Annotated in this window: 14 protein-coding genes; all 14 read right to left on the bottom strand. The window is 42.1% G+C overall.

The window, feature by feature from the left end:
- Nucleotides 1-62: 62 nt before the first annotated feature.
- The gene (locus NSQ72_RS07990; protein ID WP_047202176.1) at nucleotides 63-2,168 is read right to left on the bottom strand and encodes a glycoside hydrolase family 48 protein; all 2,106 of its coding nucleotides are present in this window, start codon (nucleotides 2,166-2,168) and stop codon (nucleotides 63-65) included.
- Nucleotides 2,169-2,200: 32 nt separating this feature from the next.
- A complete protein-coding gene (locus NSQ72_RS07985) occupies nucleotides 2,201-4,051 on the bottom strand; it encodes a glycoside hydrolase family 9 protein (RefSeq protein ID WP_064498451.1) in 1,851 nt (616 codons plus the stop codon).
- A gap of 424 nt (nucleotides 4,052-4,475) precedes the next feature.
- Nucleotides 4,476-8,789 carry a PolC-type DNA polymerase III gene (locus NSQ72_RS07980; protein ID WP_445285741.1) on the bottom strand — a complete coding sequence of 1,438 codons (4,314 nt, stop codon included), beginning with the start codon at nucleotides 8,787-8,789 and terminating at the stop codon, nucleotides 4,476-4,478.
- A 73-nt stretch (nucleotides 8,790-8,862) separates the two neighbouring features.
- On the bottom strand, nucleotides 8,863-10,560 hold the full coding sequence (locus tag NSQ72_RS07975; protein ID WP_341083739.1) for a proline--tRNA ligase: 1,698 nt from the start codon (nucleotides 10,558-10,560) through the stop codon (nucleotides 8,863-8,865).
- Nucleotides 10,561-10,640: 80 nt separating this feature from the next.
- On the bottom strand, nucleotides 10,641-11,906 hold the full coding sequence (rseP, locus tag NSQ72_RS07970; protein WP_087975441.1) for an RIP metalloprotease RseP: 1,266 nt from the start codon (nucleotides 11,904-11,906) through the stop codon (nucleotides 10,641-10,643).
- A 6-nt stretch (nucleotides 11,907-11,912) separates the two neighbouring features.
- Nucleotides 11,913-13,064, bottom strand: coding sequence for a 1-deoxy-D-xylulose-5-phosphate reductoisomerase (gene dxr, locus NSQ72_RS07965; protein WP_039178581.1), 1,152 nt, complete (start codon nucleotides 13,062-13,064; stop codon nucleotides 11,913-11,915).
- A gap of 39 nt (nucleotides 13,065-13,103) precedes the next feature.
- Nucleotides 13,104-13,898, bottom strand: a complete 795-nt coding sequence (locus NSQ72_RS07960; RefSeq protein WP_024424148.1) for a phosphatidate cytidylyltransferase — start codon at nucleotides 13,896-13,898, stop codon at nucleotides 13,104-13,106.
- Nucleotides 13,899-13,910: 12 nt separating this feature from the next.
- Nucleotides 13,911-14,693 carry an isoprenyl transferase gene (locus NSQ72_RS07955; RefSeq protein WP_039178577.1) on the bottom strand — a complete coding sequence of 261 codons (783 nt, stop codon included), beginning with the start codon at nucleotides 14,691-14,693 and terminating at the stop codon, nucleotides 13,911-13,913.
- 129 nt (nucleotides 14,694-14,822) lie between these two features.
- The gene (frr, locus tag NSQ72_RS07950) at nucleotides 14,823-15,380 is read right to left on the bottom strand and encodes a ribosome recycling factor (protein ID WP_024424150.1); all 558 of its coding nucleotides are present in this window, start codon (nucleotides 15,378-15,380) and stop codon (nucleotides 14,823-14,825) included.
- 1 nt (nucleotide 15,381) lies between these two features.
- Nucleotides 15,382-16,104 (bottom strand): UMP kinase, encoded by a 723-nt coding sequence (pyrH, locus tag NSQ72_RS07945; protein WP_008344767.1) that lies wholly within the window; start codon nucleotides 16,102-16,104, stop codon nucleotides 15,382-15,384.
- A 135-nt stretch (nucleotides 16,105-16,239) separates the two neighbouring features.
- Complete coding sequence (gene tsf / locus NSQ72_RS07940; RefSeq protein ID WP_034281801.1) at nucleotides 16,240-17,121, bottom strand: translation elongation factor Ts; 882 nt, start codon at nucleotides 17,119-17,121, stop codon at nucleotides 16,240-16,242.
- Nucleotides 17,122-17,212: 91 nt separating this feature from the next.
- The gene (rpsB, locus tag NSQ72_RS07935) at nucleotides 17,213-17,947 is read right to left on the bottom strand and encodes a 30S ribosomal protein S2 (protein ID WP_024426991.1); all 735 of its coding nucleotides are present in this window, start codon (nucleotides 17,945-17,947) and stop codon (nucleotides 17,213-17,215) included.
- Nucleotides 17,948-18,102: 155 nt separating this feature from the next.
- Complete coding sequence (locus NSQ72_RS07930) at nucleotides 18,103-18,642, bottom strand: hypothetical protein (protein WP_064498448.1); 540 nt, start codon at nucleotides 18,640-18,642, stop codon at nucleotides 18,103-18,105.
- 21 nt (nucleotides 18,643-18,663) lie between these two features.
- A complete protein-coding gene (locus NSQ72_RS07925) occupies nucleotides 18,664-19,431 on the bottom strand; it encodes a FliA/WhiG family RNA polymerase sigma factor (protein WP_024424154.1) in 768 nt (255 codons plus the stop codon).
- Nucleotides 19,432-19,451 lie beyond the last annotated feature (20 nt).

Genomic DNA, 19,451 nt, shown 5'->3' with positions numbered 1-19,451 from the left:
TTAATATTTTCTATTCAAACTGCCGGCTAGAAGCCGACAGCTTGAATTTGACCTTTGATCTCTTAGTTGATCAGACGATGATATTCAGCATAGGCAGTGGCCATATCCACTTGAGACCAGAAGCGGTGATAAGTGAAAACTGGTGCGCCATTCTCCCATTTGCCTGTAGCTTCATTAAATGAAGACTGATATTTACTTTCGAGTGAAGACCACGCTGGATCTTGTTTAATCTTCGGACGAAGGTCAGCAAAACTCGTATAGACCCCATTCCCTCCTCGCTGCGGGTCAGAAGGAACGGTGCTGGCTCCAGGAATCTGATTTCCTTGACCAAATGTCCCGTTCCATCCATTTGGAAAATACACTTCTTTTCTAAAGAAACGGTCATAGTCTTCTCTATCTTCCTCGGTCACTATGCCGACGCCATCATTGTAATTCCATGCAACCTCTAGAAGCTGCGCGGCTGCATCTTTCGCTCTTGCACCAAGCGCTGTATAATCACCTGTTTCCAGCTTTGTGGCTGCAGCAAAGAAAATCAAAGCTTTGGCAAGACTCCCTAATACGCCTGTATCCTGAGTTGGATCTTTTGTGACAGCTGTTAAATTTGGATTTCCTGTTGCAGACTGGAATCCATTCCAAGTATCAGGCTGTCCGCTCCAAGCAATATTTCCAGGTAGCCAAAACTCTCCAGGCGCACTTGTTGTAGCAACCGAAACATTTGTTCCTCCTAGAATTCTCTGTCCTTGCTCATCTAAGAAATAACCCTCTTCATCCGACACAGGACGGCTGCCGATAAAAATATAATCTAATGCATAGTTGACCCATTTTGTTATGGCAGATTTGGCCATTTGGACATTTTCAGATGTTTTGTCGCCATCTTTGACAAAAATATAATAAAGCTCTGCTACGCGCTCCATTGGCCACGCCTGCATTCCAAACCAGTTATTTGATGGTGGATCAAGGTAAACAGGCGCATCTTCATATGCCATATCGTAAAAAGTACTTCTTCCCGCCGGATAAGCGCTATAGTCTCCATTCCAGCTATTGGTTGCGCCTCCTGCTATGGCTCCTTCTTTCGATTGAAGCCATACGTAAAATTCAAGCTGTCTCTTTAAAGTTTTTTCCCAATCGCTTGCCCCGGTAGCAGAAGATGGCTTTAAGCCTCCTTTATCTGAGGATAAAGCATAAGCAGCGACAGGATTTTGATATCCCTGATGACAATGGCTCGCTCCAATACGCCATGACCAGTTTGCATACTCCCCAAGTCCTCCGCCCCAAGAGGTATACCAAGCCATTAAGTAATGACAGGCACCCTTTCCGTTTCCAGGATACGGATTCCCCTGCTTCCCGCTTCCAATCGTTTGAAAATATTTATCGTACATGCCGTAACGAAGGAAATCCCCCATTTTTTTCGCTTTATCAAGATAAGCTGACTGATTATAGCCGAGCTCCTTCGCCCAATACATCGCTTGTATCGCACGTGCATCAGCATCTGTTGCATTCGTATAACGCCACTGAGCAGCTGGAGCTTGATTTTCTTTTGTGAACAAGCTCATAAAGCCTTCATTCGGCTTACCAAAAGATTTATCGTCTTGTGATGGATGAGGGATGGACTCCCATACAGATTCCTGTGGACCACGCTGGAATGTGTTCACATATGCGGCTGTATGTGATGGGTTGAGCAAGTTCCCATAGCCATACCAGTTATCTACGTCAAGGAGCCAGTGCATTAAATACGTTTCATTCGATCCATAGGTTGATTTTAATTCACCATCAATTGGATCTTGACCAGCAGGACGGGCACCGGTTAATTGGCTTGGGTATTGATCCGGAAATGGTTTCTCTGCTGCATATGTGGCTGGACTGGACGGATTATAAGCATTCATATGCGGCTGCTCATCATGCCCATCTTCATTGACTGGGATGATGTACTTCTCCATATTGTCCCAAGCTGCCTCTAATTTGCTCCAATCCCCTGTGTAATGTCCGTACAGCACCTCAAGCCATAGCCAATAGCTATACGCTTCCGAAGTTGTCATATGTCCGTAATCAGGCGCTTCACAAATGAGCGTCTCGATTGAATGGTACGGAATTCCTTCTGGTGAAAAATATCCATTCGCATCGCTTTTGATTTGATGATAAAGCGTTAAAAACCGTTCTTTATTTGACAAGTCCTTCACCCTTTCAATAAAATCGTTGATTTTTATTTGTCTGGAAGTGTGCCAAATACTAAAGCACCATCGTCAAAGACAGGAATCTTCGTTGTTTTTTGCATAGTGGATGTTAATCCTTGATAGGAATAATCATTTGAGGCATCCCATATATTCGATCCATTTGGAGCAGATATTCGAAATTGTATTTCCTTCTTATGCTCAGATTCTCCTCTAGGAGAAATAGCTACGCCGGTAAAATCAATTTCTGCAAAATAGACGCGGGTTGATGCGTCATATACCTTTAAAGGCGATAAGGAAGCGCCTTCATTGTAGGCTGCTGTCACCTGAATATCCTTTTCAGTCAATCCCTTTGCAAAGACCTCGCTCAGATTAACGTAATATCTGAAGGAGAGTGTTTGACTGGTTCTTGCCGGCCAGCCGGACCTGTTGTACAGCACTGCTTTCACTTGAGTAGATGTTGTATCGTTATGCATCACAGCTGCCTCTACAAAAAACTCATCCTCCACCTGTTCTTTAGGCGGGAAATTTGGCAGCTTTGATTGGCCTTGACCAAAGAGCTGCACCATTTTGGCGATATTTCCAGTAAAGGCGGCATTATAATCAGTCGCCACTTCGTTTGATATATAATCAGAGATGTCATCGTCATATTGATCCTGTGCATTAGGACCTCCAACAAGCGCTCCATAAAGTGTGTGCCGGTGATTTGGAGGGTTTGTCAGCTGGTTAGACCATGAGCCATGTGCAGTACGATGATGCGGGTGCTTCGGCGAATTCTGGCCAAACCCAACGACGTAGCTTCTATTCAGAGGATTATCACCTAACATATAGTGAGTTTGCTTGATCGCAAACGATTGGTATCGATTCTTCTTTTCTTGATCAGATACCCAATCAGCATAAACAAAGGCTAAAAATGCTGCATTGGCGGCATAACGAAGTGAACCCCATTGATCTAGCCATGCCAAACCACCAGGCGTATAGGTGATTCTTTCTACTTTTCCATTTTGAACGAGGCCTGTGGTCCAGTAATCAAGATTGCGCTCAGTGGATTCTATAAATCTGTTCTCTTTCGTGATTCTTGCAAGTAAGATTTGTGAAGCAAAAAAAGTATTGTCCCATGACATGGTAAACGTATAATCCCAATCCTCCGGCCATTCCTCTACCGCTTTTAATGCTTGGTTTAAATAAGTTTCTTCATTTGTCGCCAAGTACAGCCAGATTCCGCCCCAAATCAGTTCGTCAACATAGCCGCTCCAGGAGTTGTAAAATGGCTGCGCATTGGTGACACAATCTGAATATTTGCCGCGATACTTGTCAGCAAATGCATATAGCTGTTTGGCGTGCGTCAAAAGCTTTGCCGCATAAGACGCATCTGTTTCTTTAAAAATGATAGAACCTGCTGCTAAAGCCGCCGCAGTTTGGGCAGCTACTTCTGTTCCAGGACAATGTTCATCAATTTTAAAAGCTGGCCGGTTCATCGGCATCACTTCTGCTGGTCCCCACCAAGCATGATCAGCATTTCCATCACCTACTTGCGCCCAAAATTCATTCGGGCCCGTATGTGCTTTCAAAAAATAATCCGTTGCCCACTTGATTTGATCTAGTATCTCATCAAGCAGCTCCGCCTCTTCATAAGCTTCCCGGTATTCATATACTGTCCATGCAAGCACGGCTGCTGAATAAGCCATCGGAAGTCCAAATTTCACATGATCTCCTGCATCATACCAGCCGCCGGTTAAATCATGCCCAACATCCTTCCCGTCCTCTAGCCCAGAATCTCCCCGCCAGTTAAGACGATTGTTTTCCGGAAGCCGGCCTGACCGCTGCGCTTCATAAAAAAGCATGGATTTTTGTAAAACCTCTACATAGTTGTAAGATGCCATTTCTCTATTGCTCACCCCTTCTTTTTAGTGAAACATTGATCAATAGACGCACCGCCTCCTTTTGATACTTCGTTTCGTGATCTGTACAGTTTTGAAAAGAATCAAATATATTTCAAAAATAAGCATAGTAAACAGCAATCAGCTTTACGCTCATCGAAGTTTTCTCTTGATTCTCCTTCTGACTGTACCCAGAATGATCATATGTCGCTTAAGAACATTTCAGACGGCGAAATTCTCTTTTGAGCTCTATTTGGGTAGAAAGAATGACATACAATCTCTTCTCTTAAAACATCACGCTAAATCAAGATATATGAATGGATATGAAAATAATTCCAGTTGGTGAAAAATCTTTATTAGTTAACATAATAATATTATTGTATATATAGAAAAGAACGCCCTTTTAAGGGCGCACTTATTCATCACATTAGAATAAAGAAAGCTGATTTTGATCAGGAAGTGCTTCTAAACAGCCTTGACGATCTAAATACTCAAGAATAGTCTTTGAGACTTTTCCACGCTTTTGTAAATCTTCTTTTGAAAGGAATTCCCCATCTTGCCGCGCGCGGACAATATTTAATGCAACGTTTGTGCCGAGTCCAGGGATCGAGTTGAATGGCGGAATTAATCCGTCTCCATCTATGATAAACTCTGTTGCACTTGAGCGGTAGAGATCCACTTTTTTGAAGTGGTAGCCTCTTTCACACATTTCAAGCGCAAGCTCTAGCACAGTTAATAGGTTCTTTTCTTTCGGTGATGCATCTAAACCTTTTGAATTAATATCATCCATAACGGCTCGAATCGCATTCGATCCTTTTGTCATCGTTTCAATATCAAAGTCATCCGCACGAACGGTAAAGTAAGCCGCATAGTACAGGAGTGCATGATGCACCTTGAAATAAGCAATACGAACAGCCATCAATACATATGCAGCCGCGTGGGCTTTAGGGAACATGTATTTGATCTTTTTACAAGAATCAATATACCAGTTTGGTACATTATTATTCTTCATTTCTTCTTCCCATTCAGGAGGAAGCCCCTTTCCTTTACGAACAGATTCCATGATTTTAAAGGCAAGTGACGGCTCTAAGCCTTGATAGATGAGATAGACCATAATATCATCACGACACCCAATTACTTCACTTAGTTCACACGTTTTATTGTGAATGAGCTCTTGTGCGTTTCCGAGCCATACATCCGTACCGTGTGAGAGTCCAGAAATCTGAACAAGCTCTGAGAAGGTCGTTGGTTTTGTATCCTCTAGCATTTGCCGAACAAATCTTGTTCCAAATTCCGGGATACCGAGTGTACCTGTTTTACAGCCTATTTGCTCTTCTGTTACACCTAGCGGCTCTGTCCCTTGGAAAATCTTCATGACTTCAGGGTCATCTGTTGGAATCGTTTTTGGATCGATTCCGCTCAAATCTTGAAGCATACGAATGACCGTTGGATCATCGTGCCCAAGAATATCCAGCTTGAGCAAGTTATCGTGAATCGAATGGAAATCAAAATGTGTCGTCTTCCAATCAGAACCTGTCGCATCTGCTGGGTATTGAATAGGTGAGAAATCGTAAATGTCCATATAATCCGGCACAACGATAATCCCGCCTGGATGCTGGCCCGTTGTCCGTTTTACCCCTGTACAGCCTTGTACAAGCCGGTCGATTTCAGCACCTCTCATATGAAGGTTATGATCCCCTGCATAGCCTTTCACGTAACCGTATGCTGTTTTTTCTGCAACGGTACCAATCGTACCTGCTCGGTATACATACTCTTCTCCGAACAACTCTTTCGTATAGTTATGCGCTATCGGCTGATATTCACCTGAGAAGTTCAAATCAATATCAGGGACTTTGTCTCCTTTAAAACCTAAGAACGTTTCAAACGGAATATCATGTCCGTCTTTTTTATAAGGCGTTCCACATTCAGGACAGTCTTTATCTGGAAGGTCAAAGCCTGAACCAACAGATCCGTCATTAAAGAACTCAGAGTGCTTACAGCTTGGGCATACATAATGAGGTGCAAGTGGATTTACTTCAGTAATCTCTGTTAATGTCGCAACAAGAGATGATCCGACAGATCCCCTTGAACCAACAAGATATCCATCATCAAGTGATTTTTTTACGAGCTTATGAGAGATTAAGTAAATAACGGCGAAACCATGACCGATAATACTTTTTAATTCTTTCTCAATGCGGTCTTCTACGATTTTCGGCAGGTCATCTCCGTAGATACTGCGCGCCATTTGATAGCTCATTTCCCGTATTTCTTCATCTGCACCTTCAATTTTTGGTGTGTAAAGATCATCTTTGATAGGTTTAATGCTTTCGACCATCTTAGATACTTTTTGCGTATTTGTTACGACGATCTCTTTCGCTTTTTCGTCTCCTAGGAAGGAGAACGCTTCGAGCATTTCATCTGTCGTTCTAAAATGAACTTTTGGCAGTTCATGTCGGTTCAGCGGATTCGCTCCACCCTGTGATGAAATTAAGATTTTACGATAAATTTTGTCTTCTGGATGCAGGTAATGTACATTCCCAGTCGCCACAACTGGTTTATTCAGCTTTTCGCCAAGTTTGACAATGTTTGTGATGATTTCTTTTAACGCACGTTCATCTCGAACTAGCTCAAGCTGCAGCAGATGCTGATACACTTCTGGCGGATGTACCTCTAAATAGTCATAAAATGCTGCAATGTCTTCCACCTCATCAGGTGACTTTTGCATCATTCCTTCAAATACCTCACCCTTATCACAAGCAGACCCAACAATTAAACCTTCTCGATATTTCTCAAGCTGTGAGCGCGGAATCCGCGGAACCCGGTAGAAATAATGAATATGAGAAAGTGAAACAAGCTTAAATAAATTCTTAAGACCTGTCTCATTTTGAGCAATCAAAGTTGCATGGTAAGGACGTGAGCGCTGGTAAGCATTCGACTGCCCCATGTTTTCATTCAATTGATCGTGATAGGCAATCTCTTTTTCAGCCGCATCTTTTAGCATCTTCAGCATGAGATAGCCAGTCGCCTCTGCATCATAAATCGCCCGGTGATGCTGCGTTAGTTCAATATCAAACTTTTTACAGAGGGTGTTCAGCCGGTGATTTTTAAATTCTGGGTAAAGGAAACGGCCAAGTTCAAGTGTATCAATGACAGGGTTTGACGCTTTATCTGTTTTTAAGAGGCGTTTATACGCTGCATTTAAAAAGCCCATATCAAAACTCGCATTGTGCGCAACAAGAATATCTTGTCCAATCCATTCTTTGAAATCCCGTACGACGTCGACGACATCTGGTGCATCTCTCACCATATCATCGGTGATACCTGTTAATTCGATGGTTGTCGCTGATAACGGGTGATGGGGATTTGCAAATGCCTCAAAGCGGTCAATGATTTCCCCGCCTTTGATTTTCACTGCTGCCAGCTCAATGATCGTGTCATAAACGGCTGAAAGTCCAGTTGTCTCTACGTCGAATACGACATATGTCGCATCCTCTAACAAGCGGTGCTCTGGATTATATGCAATCGGTACCCCGTCGTCTACTAAGTTGATTTCCACACCGTACATCATTTTGATGCCATGCTTTTTACTTGCTGCATACGCATCCGGGAAGGATTGTACAACGGCATGATCTGTCAGAGCAATGGCTTCATGTCCCCATTTTTTTGCTTGTTCAACAAGCCTGCCGATGCCAGTGACAGCATCCATTTGGCTCATAGGTGAATGTAAATGAAGCTCCACACGCTTTTCACCCTCAGGTGCTGTATCTTCTTTCAGCTGCGGTTTCATTTCATTGACATCATTAGCGATCATGACAAGATCTCTGACAAACGTATCATTTTGAATGCTTCCTCTTGCTTTCACCCACATGCCTTTTTTCAATGATTTCATCAGCTGAGCATCTTCTTTTTCTCTTGCAAACATTTTGATCAATATACTATTTGTATAATCAGTGATCTTAAAGATACAAAGCGTTCTCCCGCTTTTCAGCTCACGCGTTTCTGCATCGAATACGTAGCCTTGAACGGTGATTCTTCTTTCCTCGTCCATGATACTGTCAAGCGTACGAATTTCTTCATTGTCTTTGATTTGATAGCCAATCATCAGAGGGCCTGATGGAGCTTCATCCTGCTCCTCACTTTCTTTCTTCTCCATCTCAGTGAGGGCTTGCATGGCTCTTTCTTGATCTTCAGCAAGCTTTTGTTCTCTGAACTTCTGAATCTCTTGATCTGATACAAAAATTTCTGTATCGAATTGCAGTTCTGGAAAACCTACTTGTTTAAATGCGGCCTGGAGCATCGGGCTGTACTTCTTCTTAATAGCGAGTGCCTCTGTTTCGCTTTTCGTTTTAATGATGATTTTATGGCCAGACAGCGATGGCTTTTGCTGCTGAAGCAAACTGATGATTGGGGGAGAAATTCCTTGAAGTTCTTCCACACAATGTGACCAGTACGATTGTACGAGATCTTCAGAGATGTGCGGATCACTCACTTCAATCGTACAAGTAATTTGTGCAATATGAGAAAATGCATTTGTCAGTCTGCTGAGAAACATGGCGTATACTTTGTAAGGCAAAAGAGCCTTAAATTTAAAAAGGAAATGCCATGTTTTCGACGCCTTGTGCACCGTCAATTTGACGATTTCCCCTTCTTCAAAGTAACGACTGAGGTCATCATCTGTCATTTGAATCTGATTGAGTAATATATGAAATTGCCGCCGTGTGATCGGTAATTGTTCATCCAAGACAGGACCCTCCTTTTTTCAATCAGAAAGGTACCTCTTTTCTACAGGAGGTACCTTCATTTTTTTGTTCGTTTTATGCTTGGCGTATAAATGAAATCAGATCATTAACAGATACTTCATGTGATTCACCTGATTTTCTAAACTTCACTTCAACAATACCTTCTTCTGAACGTTTACCGCAGCTAATGCGAATTGGCAGTCCAATTAAATCACTGTCTGCAAATTTCACTCCTGCACGCTCCTGGCGGTCATCGAAAAGTACGTCAAAGCCTTCATCTTCTAAGCGCTCGTACAACGTTTCAGCCAATTCTTTTTGCGCATCGTTTTTCATATTTAATGCAAGGAGGTGAAGGTCATATGGTGCCACTGTTTCTGGCCAAATGATTCCTTTCTCATCGTGATGCTGTTCAACAATCGCTGAAAGAGTTCTAGAGATGCCGATGCCATAGCAGCCCATAATCATTGGCTGCGCCCGTCCATTCTCATCAAGGTACGTTGCATCCATTGACTCAGAATAACGAGTGCCGAGTTTAAAGACTTGTCCTACTTCAATCCCTTTTGCAAACTGGATGGTGCCTTCCCCGTCTGGAGAAACATCTCCTTCTTGAATCAAGCGAAGATCTGTGAATTCTTTCACTGACACATCACGTGCAGGGTTGACATTGACATAGTGATAATCCGCTTCATTTGCACCAGCGACTGCATTTGTCATTCCCTTCACAGCAAGGTCCGCATAAATATCGACTTCTGCTTCCAGTTTAACAGGTCCAACAAATCCAGGCTCAGTTCCAATGACTTCTAGCACTTCTTCGCGTGATGCTAGTTCGACAAGCTGTGCTCCTACTAAGTTTTTCACTTTCACATCATTTACTTCATGATCGCCTCTAGTAAGGATAAGAACATACGCATCATCTGCTTTAAACAAAACAGATTTCATGCATGCAGAAGGATCAACTTCTAAAAATCCAGCCACATCTTGAATTGTTTTCGCTTGCGGCGTGTGGACTTTTTCAAGCTCTTTGAAGTCCACAGGATTTGCTTCTTCTCCGTGATATACAGCCTCAGCCATTTCAATGTTTGCAGCATATGAGGAAGTATCAGAATAAGCGATGGTATCCTCTCCGACCTCTGAGAGTGCCATGAACTCATGTGTATCTTTTCCGCCCATTGCCCCAGAATCTGCAATGACTGGTCTAAAGTTGAGACCCACTTTTGAGAACACATTAGAATAAGCTGTAAACATTTTGTTGTATGTCTCGTCAAGGCTTTCTGGTGAAGAATGGAATGAGTATGCATCCTTCATAATAAATTCACGTCCGCGCAGCAGTCCAAAGCGTGGTCTCTGTTCATCACGGAATTTTGATTGAATTTGATATAGAGTTAAAGGTAGCTTCTTATACGATTTCACTTCACTGCGTACTAGTGATGTAATCACTTCTTCGTGGGTTGGACCAAGCGCAAATTCGCGGCCATGGCGATCCTTCATACGCATCAGTTCTGGACCGTATGTATACCATCTTCCTGACTCTTGCCACATTTCTGCCTGCTGAAGCACTGGCATTAACAGCTCAGCTGCGCCTGCCTTTTCCATTTCCTTGCGGACGATGGATTGAATATGCTGAATGACTTTATGCGCAAGCGGCAGATAATGATAGATTCCACTTGTATTTTGTCTAATAAATCCAGCTCTTACTAAGAGTTGATGGCTTTTTGCCTCAGCATCTGCCGGCACCTCTCGAAGAGTTGGAATGAAAGTCAGGGATTGTCTCATGTCGTTACACCTCATTTATGAAATAGGACTTCTCACAAAAACTCTTGTTTCCCGGAATGAGAAACAAGAGAGAATGGTTTTTATAAAAATAACCGCTGAATGTCATTCCACGTTACCACTAACATTAACAGCATGAGGAAAGCAACACCAATAAAGACAACAAGTGCTTCTTTCTCACGATTAATTGGTTTACCGCGAATGGCTTCAACAAATAAGAATAGTAAACGTCCTCCGTCTAATGCAGGAATCGGTAACAAATTCACGATGCCTAGGTTGATACTGAGGAACGCCGCAAACTGCATTAATGTTAACACACCTTGTTTGGCTACTTCTCCTGTCATGTCATAAATTCCAACAGGACCTGCTAACATATCTAGTGAAAATTGTCCTGTGACAATTTTTTGCAAGTTCGTTAAGATCAGACCTGCCGTTGAAATGACAGTTGTGCCTGAAGATGAAATGACTTTCAAAAATCCATTTTCCGTTGGCGGATATGATCCGAAACGGCCAATGCTTTTTCCGTCAGCTTTCACAGCTTCTGGTACAACCTGCACAGTACTTTCTTTGCCGTCTCGGTCAATGACGACATTCATTTTTTTCTCAGGGTTCTTTTGAACTGTTTGAACGACGTCTGTCCAAGAATTCATTTTCTCGCCGTTAATGGACACGATGTGATCTCCCTGCATCAGTCCAGCTTCCGCCGCTCGTCCATCTTTTGTCAGCTTACCGAGTACAGGATCATCAACGGTTACCCCTTGGATAAAGCCTAAAGCAACCAAAATCACATACGCCAGGATAAAGTTCATAATTGGTCCAGCTGCGATGGCTTTAATTCGCTGCCAAACTGTTTTTGAACCAAATTGACGATTGTATGGTGCAATTTGAATTTCTTCACCATCTGCAATATAGAAGCTTGTTTGACTGACATTGTAGCCAGTCAGAATATCTTCATTTCCAGCTTCATATCCCGAGATTCTCATGGCATGATCTAAATCGATCTGCTCCACTTCGATGACAAGTGCATCAGGATATTTTTCTTTATCATTTAAAATGATCTTTTCTACTTCATTTTGCTCATTGAATAAGAGCCCCACTGTATGACCTGGTTTAATTTCGATGACTTCTGGGTCTTCTCCAGCCATTTTCACAAATCCGCCAATAGGGAGGAGTCTAATGGTATAAACGGTTTCCTTTCGTTTAAAGGAGAAAATCTTCGGCCCAAAACCAATTGCGAACTCGCGGCATAAAATCCCCGCGCGCTGCGCCATAATTAAATGGCCAAGCTCGTGGAAAAAAACGAGCGTTCCAAAAATAATAATAAACGCAATCACTGTATTCACGAACATACCACCTTATGTGAGGATTGATTGAACAAAGTCTCGTGTATCTTTGTCCACTTCATGGATATCTTGCAAACTAGGCGTTGAAATCACATGATGTCTAATTAGTGCCTTTTCAATCAATTCTTCAATTTGCAGGAACGTTACTTTGCCTTTCAGAAATGCATCGACTGCTATTTCATTTGCTGCATTAAGTACAGCAGGCATTGTCCCTCCTATTTTACCTGATTCATAAGCAAAATGTAAGCAGCGATACCTGTCAAAATCCGCTTTTTGGAAATTCAATTGTCCAATCTCCCAAAGGTTCAATGATTTCGCTTCTTGTAACGGCGCCCTGTCAGGGTATGTGAGTGCATATTGAATAGGCACTCTCATGTCAGGTGTCCCTAACTGAGCCATGACGCTTTTGTCGTGAAATTCCACCATCGAATGGATAATGCTCTCTTTATGTAGCAGCACATCAATTTGTTCATAAGGGATATCAAACAACCAATGTGCCTCAATCACCTCGAGCCCTTTATTCATCATCGTCGCTGAATCAATGGTGATTTTCGCTCCCATCGACCAGTTCGGGTGGTTCAGCGCTTCTTCAACCGTAACACCTTCAAGTTCAGTTCGTTTTTTATCTCGGAAACTACCACCTGAAGCTGTCACGATTAAGCGTTCAATATTTTTAGCTTGTTCACCTTGCAGGCATTGAAAAATAGCGGAATGCTCACTATCGACAGGAAGTAAAGGTACATCATATGTTTTAGCGTACTCTTTTACTATATGACCAGCTGTTACAAGTGTTTCCTTATTTGCGAGTGCAATCGTCTTTTTTTGTTCAATGGCCTTTAATGTTGGAACAAGTCCAACACTTCCTACAAGTGCATTTACCACTACGTCCACTGCATCATAGGTCGCTGCCTCGATGTTGGCTTCATCACCAGCAGCCAGCTTCACACCGTATGCAAATGAATGATTTTTTAGCATGCGATAGGTTTCTTCGTCTACACAGCCAACGAATTCAGGCTGAAAGCGCTCAATGATCGGAATCGCTTTTGCTATATTTCTGCCAAAGGTCATGGCTTTCAGCTTAAATTTGTCCGGGTGCTGCCTGATCACATCTAACGTTTGTTCTCCAATTGATCCTGTTGCGCCTAATAGCGAAATATATTTCAAATTGCCACTCCTTCTCTCGTTCAATAAGTTTCTATGAGGTTAGCTGGCAAACGTTGCGAGCAGTAAGTATAAAAACGGCAGAACGAATAAAAAGCTGTCAAACCTGTCCAAAATTCCGCCATGGCCAGGGAGAATTGTCCCTGAATCCTTCACGTGATAATGACGCTTTAAAGCAGATTCCACTAGGTCGCCAAGCTGTCCAAAGATACTGAGTAAAAGAGTAATAAACATCACAAGCAGATATGATGGCAAAAATCCTGTAACCGCCTGAAACACAAGTGACAACACGACCGCTGTGACGATTCCGCCGATAAATCCTTCTACTGTTTTGTTTGGGCTGATTTCAGGCCAAAGCTTTCGTTTCCCCATAGATTTCCCAATAAAGTAGGCTCCTGAGTCAGTAGACCAAATAATCACTGCTGCGAAGAAGATCGCACTCATGCCATATAAGCCTCTAATTTGGATAAAATAATAGAAACTAACGCCAATATATAATGTGGCTAATACAACAAAAGCAACCTCATCGAATGTGAAAGAGTTTTTGCTCAAAACTGTATAAGTTAAAAGTATTAAGACTGCGAATAAAGCAATCTGCATTTTTGATGCGTCCACGTTTGGGAAGAAACTGTTGTCTCCGCCCATTAAAAGCCAAAGCAATATTAAGCTGACAATACCAGGAAAGCTGAAAATCGAGATTTTTTTCATTCTTAAAAGCTCAAAGAGAGCGACACTTCCCATTAAATAAATCAGCAGGGTAAATGGCATCTGTCCATATATCACAGCAAGTAAAAAGACTGCAGCTGCCAAAACACCCGTCAAAATTCTTTGTTTCATCTGCACCACCCTCTAAATTCCACCGAACCTCCGGCCGCGGCGCTGGTACTCTCCAATAGCGCCTATAAGGTGCTCATCAGAAAAGTCAGGCCAAAGCACATCCGTAAAGACAAACTCGCTGTAAGCAATTTGCCAAAGCATAAAGTTGCTTAATCTAATTTCTCCACTCGTGCGAATGAGCAAATCCGGATCTTGAAGAGATTCTGTCATTAAATAAGCTGAAAACATCTCTTCTGTGATGTCTTCTGCTTGAAGCTTACCTTCTTTGACCATTTCAGAAATTTGTCTGCATGCGGAGACGATTTCTGTGCGCCCCCCGTAGTTGAGCGCAAAATTCAAAACGAGTCCGTCGTTATTTGCCGTACTCTTTACTGCATTCTCTACCGCTTTTTTCGTATGCTGCGGGAGGCCGTCTGGATCACCTGTTAAACGCACACGGACATTCTCCTCGATGAGTTCAGGCAGGTAGATGTTTAAAAATTCTTCAGGAAGTTTCATTAAAAAGTCTACTTCTAGTTTTGGACGTTTCCAATTTTCCGTAGAGAAAGCATACAAAGTCAGCACTTTGACATTCAGCTCATTTGCAAGCTTTGTCATGCGCTTGACGACTTTCATTCCTTCATGATGACCTGCTACCCGTGGAAGAGCACGTTTTTTCGCCCATCTTCCGTTCCCATCCATGATAATGGCGATATGTTCAGGAATTTCTCCATTTAATATGTCTTCTTTTGTCAGGCTTTCTAAGTTGGAAGCTGCTGTTTGCTGATTCTTCCAATTTTTGAGTATATTGAGCATGAGATTCCTCCATCACCCAAAAAGGTTGCGTTCCCGCTAATAATATAGTCATCAACAGTATTAACAAAAAAACCCCCTGTAAACATGAAGAGGGTCTTTTCACTATTATCTATTGTACATAGTTTTTTCTTAAACTTCCATGATTTCTTTTTCTTTATCTTTCGTCACGTCATCAATTTTAGCGACATATTCATCTGTCAATTTTTGGACATCCTCTGTCGATGATCTTAATTCATCTTCAGTGATCTCCCCATTTTTCTCAAGCTTTTTCAAATCATCGTTTGCATCACGACGAACGTTACGAACAGCTACTTTTGCTTCTTCTGAGTATTTTTTCACTACTTTCACAAGCTCTTTACGTCTTTCTTCTGTCAGCGCAGGAATCGCAATGCGGATCACATTTCCGTCACTTGTTGGCGTGATGCCAAGATCAGACTTTTGGATCGCTTTTTCGATATCACCGATTGCTGTTTTATCGTAAGGTGTGATAATCAGCATACGTGCTTCTGGCACTGTGATTGACGCAATTTGGTTAAGAGGTGTTTGTGCACCGTAATAATCAACTGTCACTTTATCAAGCAGTGAAGCATTTGCACGGCCTGCACGAACAGTTGCAAGCTCACGTCCGTATGCTTGTACAGCTTTTTCCATTTTTTCTTTCGTTTGGTTCAACACTTCTTTTGACACGTTATTTCCCCCTCACGATCGTTCCGATTGATTCGCCATTTACGGCACGTTTAATATTTCCTTCTTCCATAATGGAGAAAACAATTAATGGAATGTCATTGTCCATACATAATGAGGACGCAGTAGAATCCATTACAGCAAGCCCTTCTTTAAGTACATCAAGATATGAAAGCTTATCATATTTTACTGCATCCGCATCTGTACGAGGATCAGCACTGTAGACACCATCTACATTATTTTTCGCCATTAAAATGACATCTGCTTCAATTTCTGCTGCACGAAGTGCTGCCGTAGTATCTGTAGAGAAATAAGGGTTACCTGTTCCAGCAGCAAAAATGACGACACGTTTCTTCTCAAGATGACGGATCGCTTTTCTTCTTATGTATGGTTCTGCAACCTGTCTCATTTCGATAGAGGTTTGCACTCTAGACTGAATGCCAAGCGTTTCTAGGCTGTCCTGTAACGCCAGTGAGTTCATCACTGTTGCCAGCATCCCCATGTAGTCTGCTGTTGCACGGTCCATTCCTAGATCACTGCCTGTCTTTCCGCGCCAAAGGTTTCCTCCGCCTACAACGACTGCAACTTCAACATCAAGCTCTGCAATTTCTTTTACTTGCTTTGCAATGGATTGAATGACAGTTGGGTTAATTCCATTTCCAGCATCACCCGCTAGTGCTTCGCCACTTAGCTTCAGTACAATGCGATTATATTTCGGTTTGCTCATGATAACCTCCAAGTGTAAACTATACCGTCTCTTATTATGCGTAAGAAACTGCCTTTTGTAAATCAATATCCTCTAAAAAATAGGGAACACAGTGCTTGTGCTCCCCTAAAAAAGCCCCAGAGAGCTTTTCAAACATTATTTTTTCACTTGGCTCATAACTTCTTCAGCAAAGTTGTCTTGACGTTTTTCGATACCTTCGCCCACTTCATAGCGAACATAAGTTTGAACAGTTGCGTTTTTCGCAGCTACAACTTGTTTCACTTTTTCATCTGGGTTTTTAACGAACGCTTGGTCAAGTAAGCAAATTTCTTCGAAGAATTTGTTTAGACGGCCTTCTACCATTTTAGCTACGATGTTTTCAGGCTTTCCTTCTTGAAGCGCTTGCTGAGTTAATACTTCACGCTCACGGTTTGCTTCTTCTTCTGACACTTGGTCACGAGAAATGTATTTAGGGTTTACAGCTGCAACGTGCATTGCGATGTCTCTTGCAAGCTCTTCGTCAGTTGTTCCGTTAAGAACAGCTAACACACCGATACGTCCGCCCATGTGCAGGTAAGAACCGAATGCAGCATTATCTTCTTTTGTGATGACAGAGAAACGGCGTAGAGTGATTTTCTCTCCGATTTTCGCAATTGCAGATGTGATATGCTCTTCAACTGTTGAACCATTTTCCATTTTAGAAGCATGAGCTTCTTCAATTGTTGCAGGTTTAGCAGCAAGCAAATGATCAGCAAGTTCGTTAAGAAGTGCTTGGAATCCTTCGTTTTTCGCAACGAAATCAGTCTCAGAGTTCACTTCTAGGATGACGCCTGTGTTGCCATCAGTTTTGATAAGAGTTAATCCTTCTGCCGCAATACGGTCTGCTTTTTTCGCAGCTTTTGCGATTCCTTTTTCTCTTAGAAGGTCGATTGCTTTCTCGATGTCACCATCAGTTTCTGTTAACGCTTTTTTACAGTCCATCATACCTGCACCAGTTTTTTGACGCAGTTCTTTAACTAATTGAGCAGTAATTGCCATTTTACATTTCCTCCTTCTATGTTAAAACACGGATTACTAGGTGAAAAAAAGGTGATAAAAGGCATTTCCCTCTTATCACCTTTTGAATAGGTTACGCAGTTGTTGTTTCAGTTTCTGTCGTTTCTTCTACAACAGCTTCTTCTTCGCCTTGTTTAGACTCAAGAATTGCATCTGCCATTTTAGCAGTTAGAAGTTTTACAGCACGGATTGCATCATCGTTTGCAGGGATCACAACATCAATTTCGTCTGGATCACAGTTTGTGTCAACGATACCGATGATTGGGATATTCAATTTACGAGCTTCTGCAACTGCAATACGCTCTTTACGAGGGTCGATAATGAAAAGTGCATCCGGAAGACTCTTCATGTCTTTGATTCCGCCTAGGAATTTTTCAAGACGCTCTAATTCTTTTTTCAGTTGAACGACTTCTTTCTTAGGAAGAACTTCGAATGTACCGTTTTCTTGCATTTTTTCAATATCTTTTAAACGTTTAATACGTTTTTGGATTGTTTCAAAGTTTGTTAAAGTTCCACCAAGCCAGCGTTGGTTCACATAGAACATACCAGAACGGATTGCTTCTTCTTTCACTGAATCTTGTGCTTGCTTTTTCGTACCAACGAAAAGGATTTTTCCTCCGTCAGCAGCAAGGTTTTTCGTGAAGTTGTAAGCTTCCTCTACTTTTTTCACCGTTTTTTGAAGGTCGATGATGTAGATACCGTTACGCTCTGTAAAGATGTAACGCTTCATTTTTGGGTTCCAACGGCGAGTTTGGTGACCGAAGTGAACACCAGCTTCTAGCAATTGTTTCATAGAAATAACTGACATTTTGTTGCCTCCTAATATAATGGTTTTTTTTCCTCCGCTTAAGTCATGTTCACATAAAACTGCGCCACGGCAGCACCTTCATACGAATCATTAAGCGTGTGTATTTAACACCAAGAAATAATATAACACATGATGGACTGACAATCAAGAATCCTTTACAGCTTTCCGCTAAATTTTAATAAAAGCTCGATTTCTGTCTTGCCAGTTTTCATTTCTTTCGCTATTTCTTCTAGTGACCGCCCTTCATCATATAGGGTCTTCACTTGATTTTCGAATGTTTCTTCTATTTCACTTTCAGAAGGCAGAGAAGCCTCTGTTTCAAGTGGTGGAACGGGTTCGTTTACCTTCTCTTCCTGCACCTCAACTTCACTAAGGAGAGCCGACAGGTGCTCTGGTACGGGATCTTCACTTTCGACCGATTGCTGGGATTCAATTGGTGGTTGTGGCTGCTTTGGTGTCTGAAGATCCGATTTCAGCTCTTCAGCAGAAAAATCAGGGGAAGCGGCTGCCACTTTTGTTAGCTTGTCATTCTCTTCTTTGACTTCCATCAAAAATGCAGCCAGGGTATTTTCCGTTTCTTCTAGAAGTTCTCGCTGTTTTTGTTCTGTTGCCTTCAGCGAATTCATTCTCGTATATAAAATAATCACAAAATAAATAAGTGCAGCATGAAGCATGAAGCTAATCAGCCATAACATATTTTTTCACTCACTAACTCTTTAAGATTGAATGGCTTTATCAAGCAGATGCTTAAGCTTGAACAAGGCCTTTGAATGAATTTGCGAAATGCGCGAGGTAGATAAATTGAGCACTTGACCGATTTCCGTTAATGTCAGTTCTTCTTTATAGAAAAGACTGATCACGAGCTTTTCTTTTTCTGAAAGCTCAGTGATTTTTTCAGAAAGCTGTTCAATTAATTCATCTTTCAGCATTTTCTCTTCTGGAGTCACAGACTTCTCGTCGCGAATCATGACTTGGACATTTTCTCCGTCTTCTTGATCATGCAGCTTCTCATCGATTGAGAGCAGATTTGCAAAGAATCCTTCATTCATCGTTGTGACAACATCTTGTTCACTCATGCCGAGTTCCTCAGCCACCTCTGTCGGCGTCACATTACGCAAATAACGCTGTTCAAGCTTTTCAATAGCCGCTTCTACTTTTTTTGTTTTTTCTCTTGATGTACGAGGCAGCCAGTCCTCTTTACGAAGACCGTCGATGATGGCCCCGCGGATTCTGAAGGATGCATATGTATCAAACTTCAGATCTCTTCCGGGATCAAATTTTTCAAGGGCATCATATAAACCGAGCATCCCTAGACTGATCAAGTCTTCTTTATGCACTGACTTCGGGAGACCGATGGAAATTCTTCCAACATGATATGTGACGAGCGGCATATAGCGGCGCATAAGATCATCTCCAGCAGCAGGGTCTTTCCACTCTTTCCATCTAGCCCATAGCGCCTGATCTTCGTAATTTAAGGATTGCATCTTTATCCCCCTATACTTCC

This window comes from Bacillus sp. FSL R5-0659, from assembly GCF_038008785.1.
In the GTDB taxonomy this organism is placed as follows: Bacteria; Bacillota; Bacilli; order Bacillales; family Bacillaceae; genus Bacillus; species Bacillus safensis.
The sequence above is the reverse complement of the archived record's forward strand: the minus strand, read 5'-3'. Positions and strand labels throughout refer to the sequence as shown.

What these genes read in the sequence shown, in the direction of transcription:
- NSQ72_RS07985 (WP_064498451.1), bottom strand. Translation starts at nt 4,051, where the DNA reads ATGGCATCTTACAACTATGTAGAGGTTTTACAAAAATCCATGCTTTTT.
- NSQ72_RS07930 (WP_064498448.1), bottom strand. Translation starts at nt 18,642, where the DNA reads ATGTTATGGCTGATTAGCTTCATGCTTCATGCTGCACTTATTTATTTT.
- NSQ72_RS07960 (WP_024424148.1), bottom strand. Translation starts at nt 13,898, where the DNA reads ATGAAACAAAGAATTTTGACGGGTGTTTTGGCAGCTGCAGTCTTTTTA.
- rpsB (WP_024426991.1), bottom strand. Translation starts at nt 17,947, where the DNA reads ATGTCAGTTATTTCTATGAAACAATTGCTAGAAGCTGGTGTTCACTTC.
- rseP (WP_087975441.1), bottom strand. Translation starts at nt 11,906, where the DNA reads ATGTTCGTGAATACAGTGATTGCGTTTATTATTATTTTTGGAACGCTC.
- tsf (WP_034281801.1), bottom strand. Translation starts at nt 17,121, where the DNA reads ATGGCAATTACTGCTCAATTAGTTAAAGAACTGCGTCAAAAAACTGGT.
- NSQ72_RS07975 (WP_341083739.1), bottom strand. Translation starts at nt 10,560, where the DNA reads ATGAGACAATCCCTGACTTTCATTCCAACTCTTCGAGAGGTGCCGGCA.
- pyrH (WP_008344767.1), bottom strand. Translation starts at nt 16,104, where the DNA reads ATGAGCAAACCGAAATATAATCGCATTGTACTGAAGCTAAGTGGCGAA.
- NSQ72_RS07925 (WP_024424154.1), bottom strand. Translation starts at nt 19,431, where the DNA reads ATGCAATCCTTAAATTACGAAGATCAGGCGCTATGGGCTAGATGGAAA.
- NSQ72_RS07955 (WP_039178577.1), bottom strand. Translation starts at nt 14,693, where the DNA reads ATGCTCAATATACTCAAAAATTGGAAGAATCAGCAAACAGCAGCTTCC.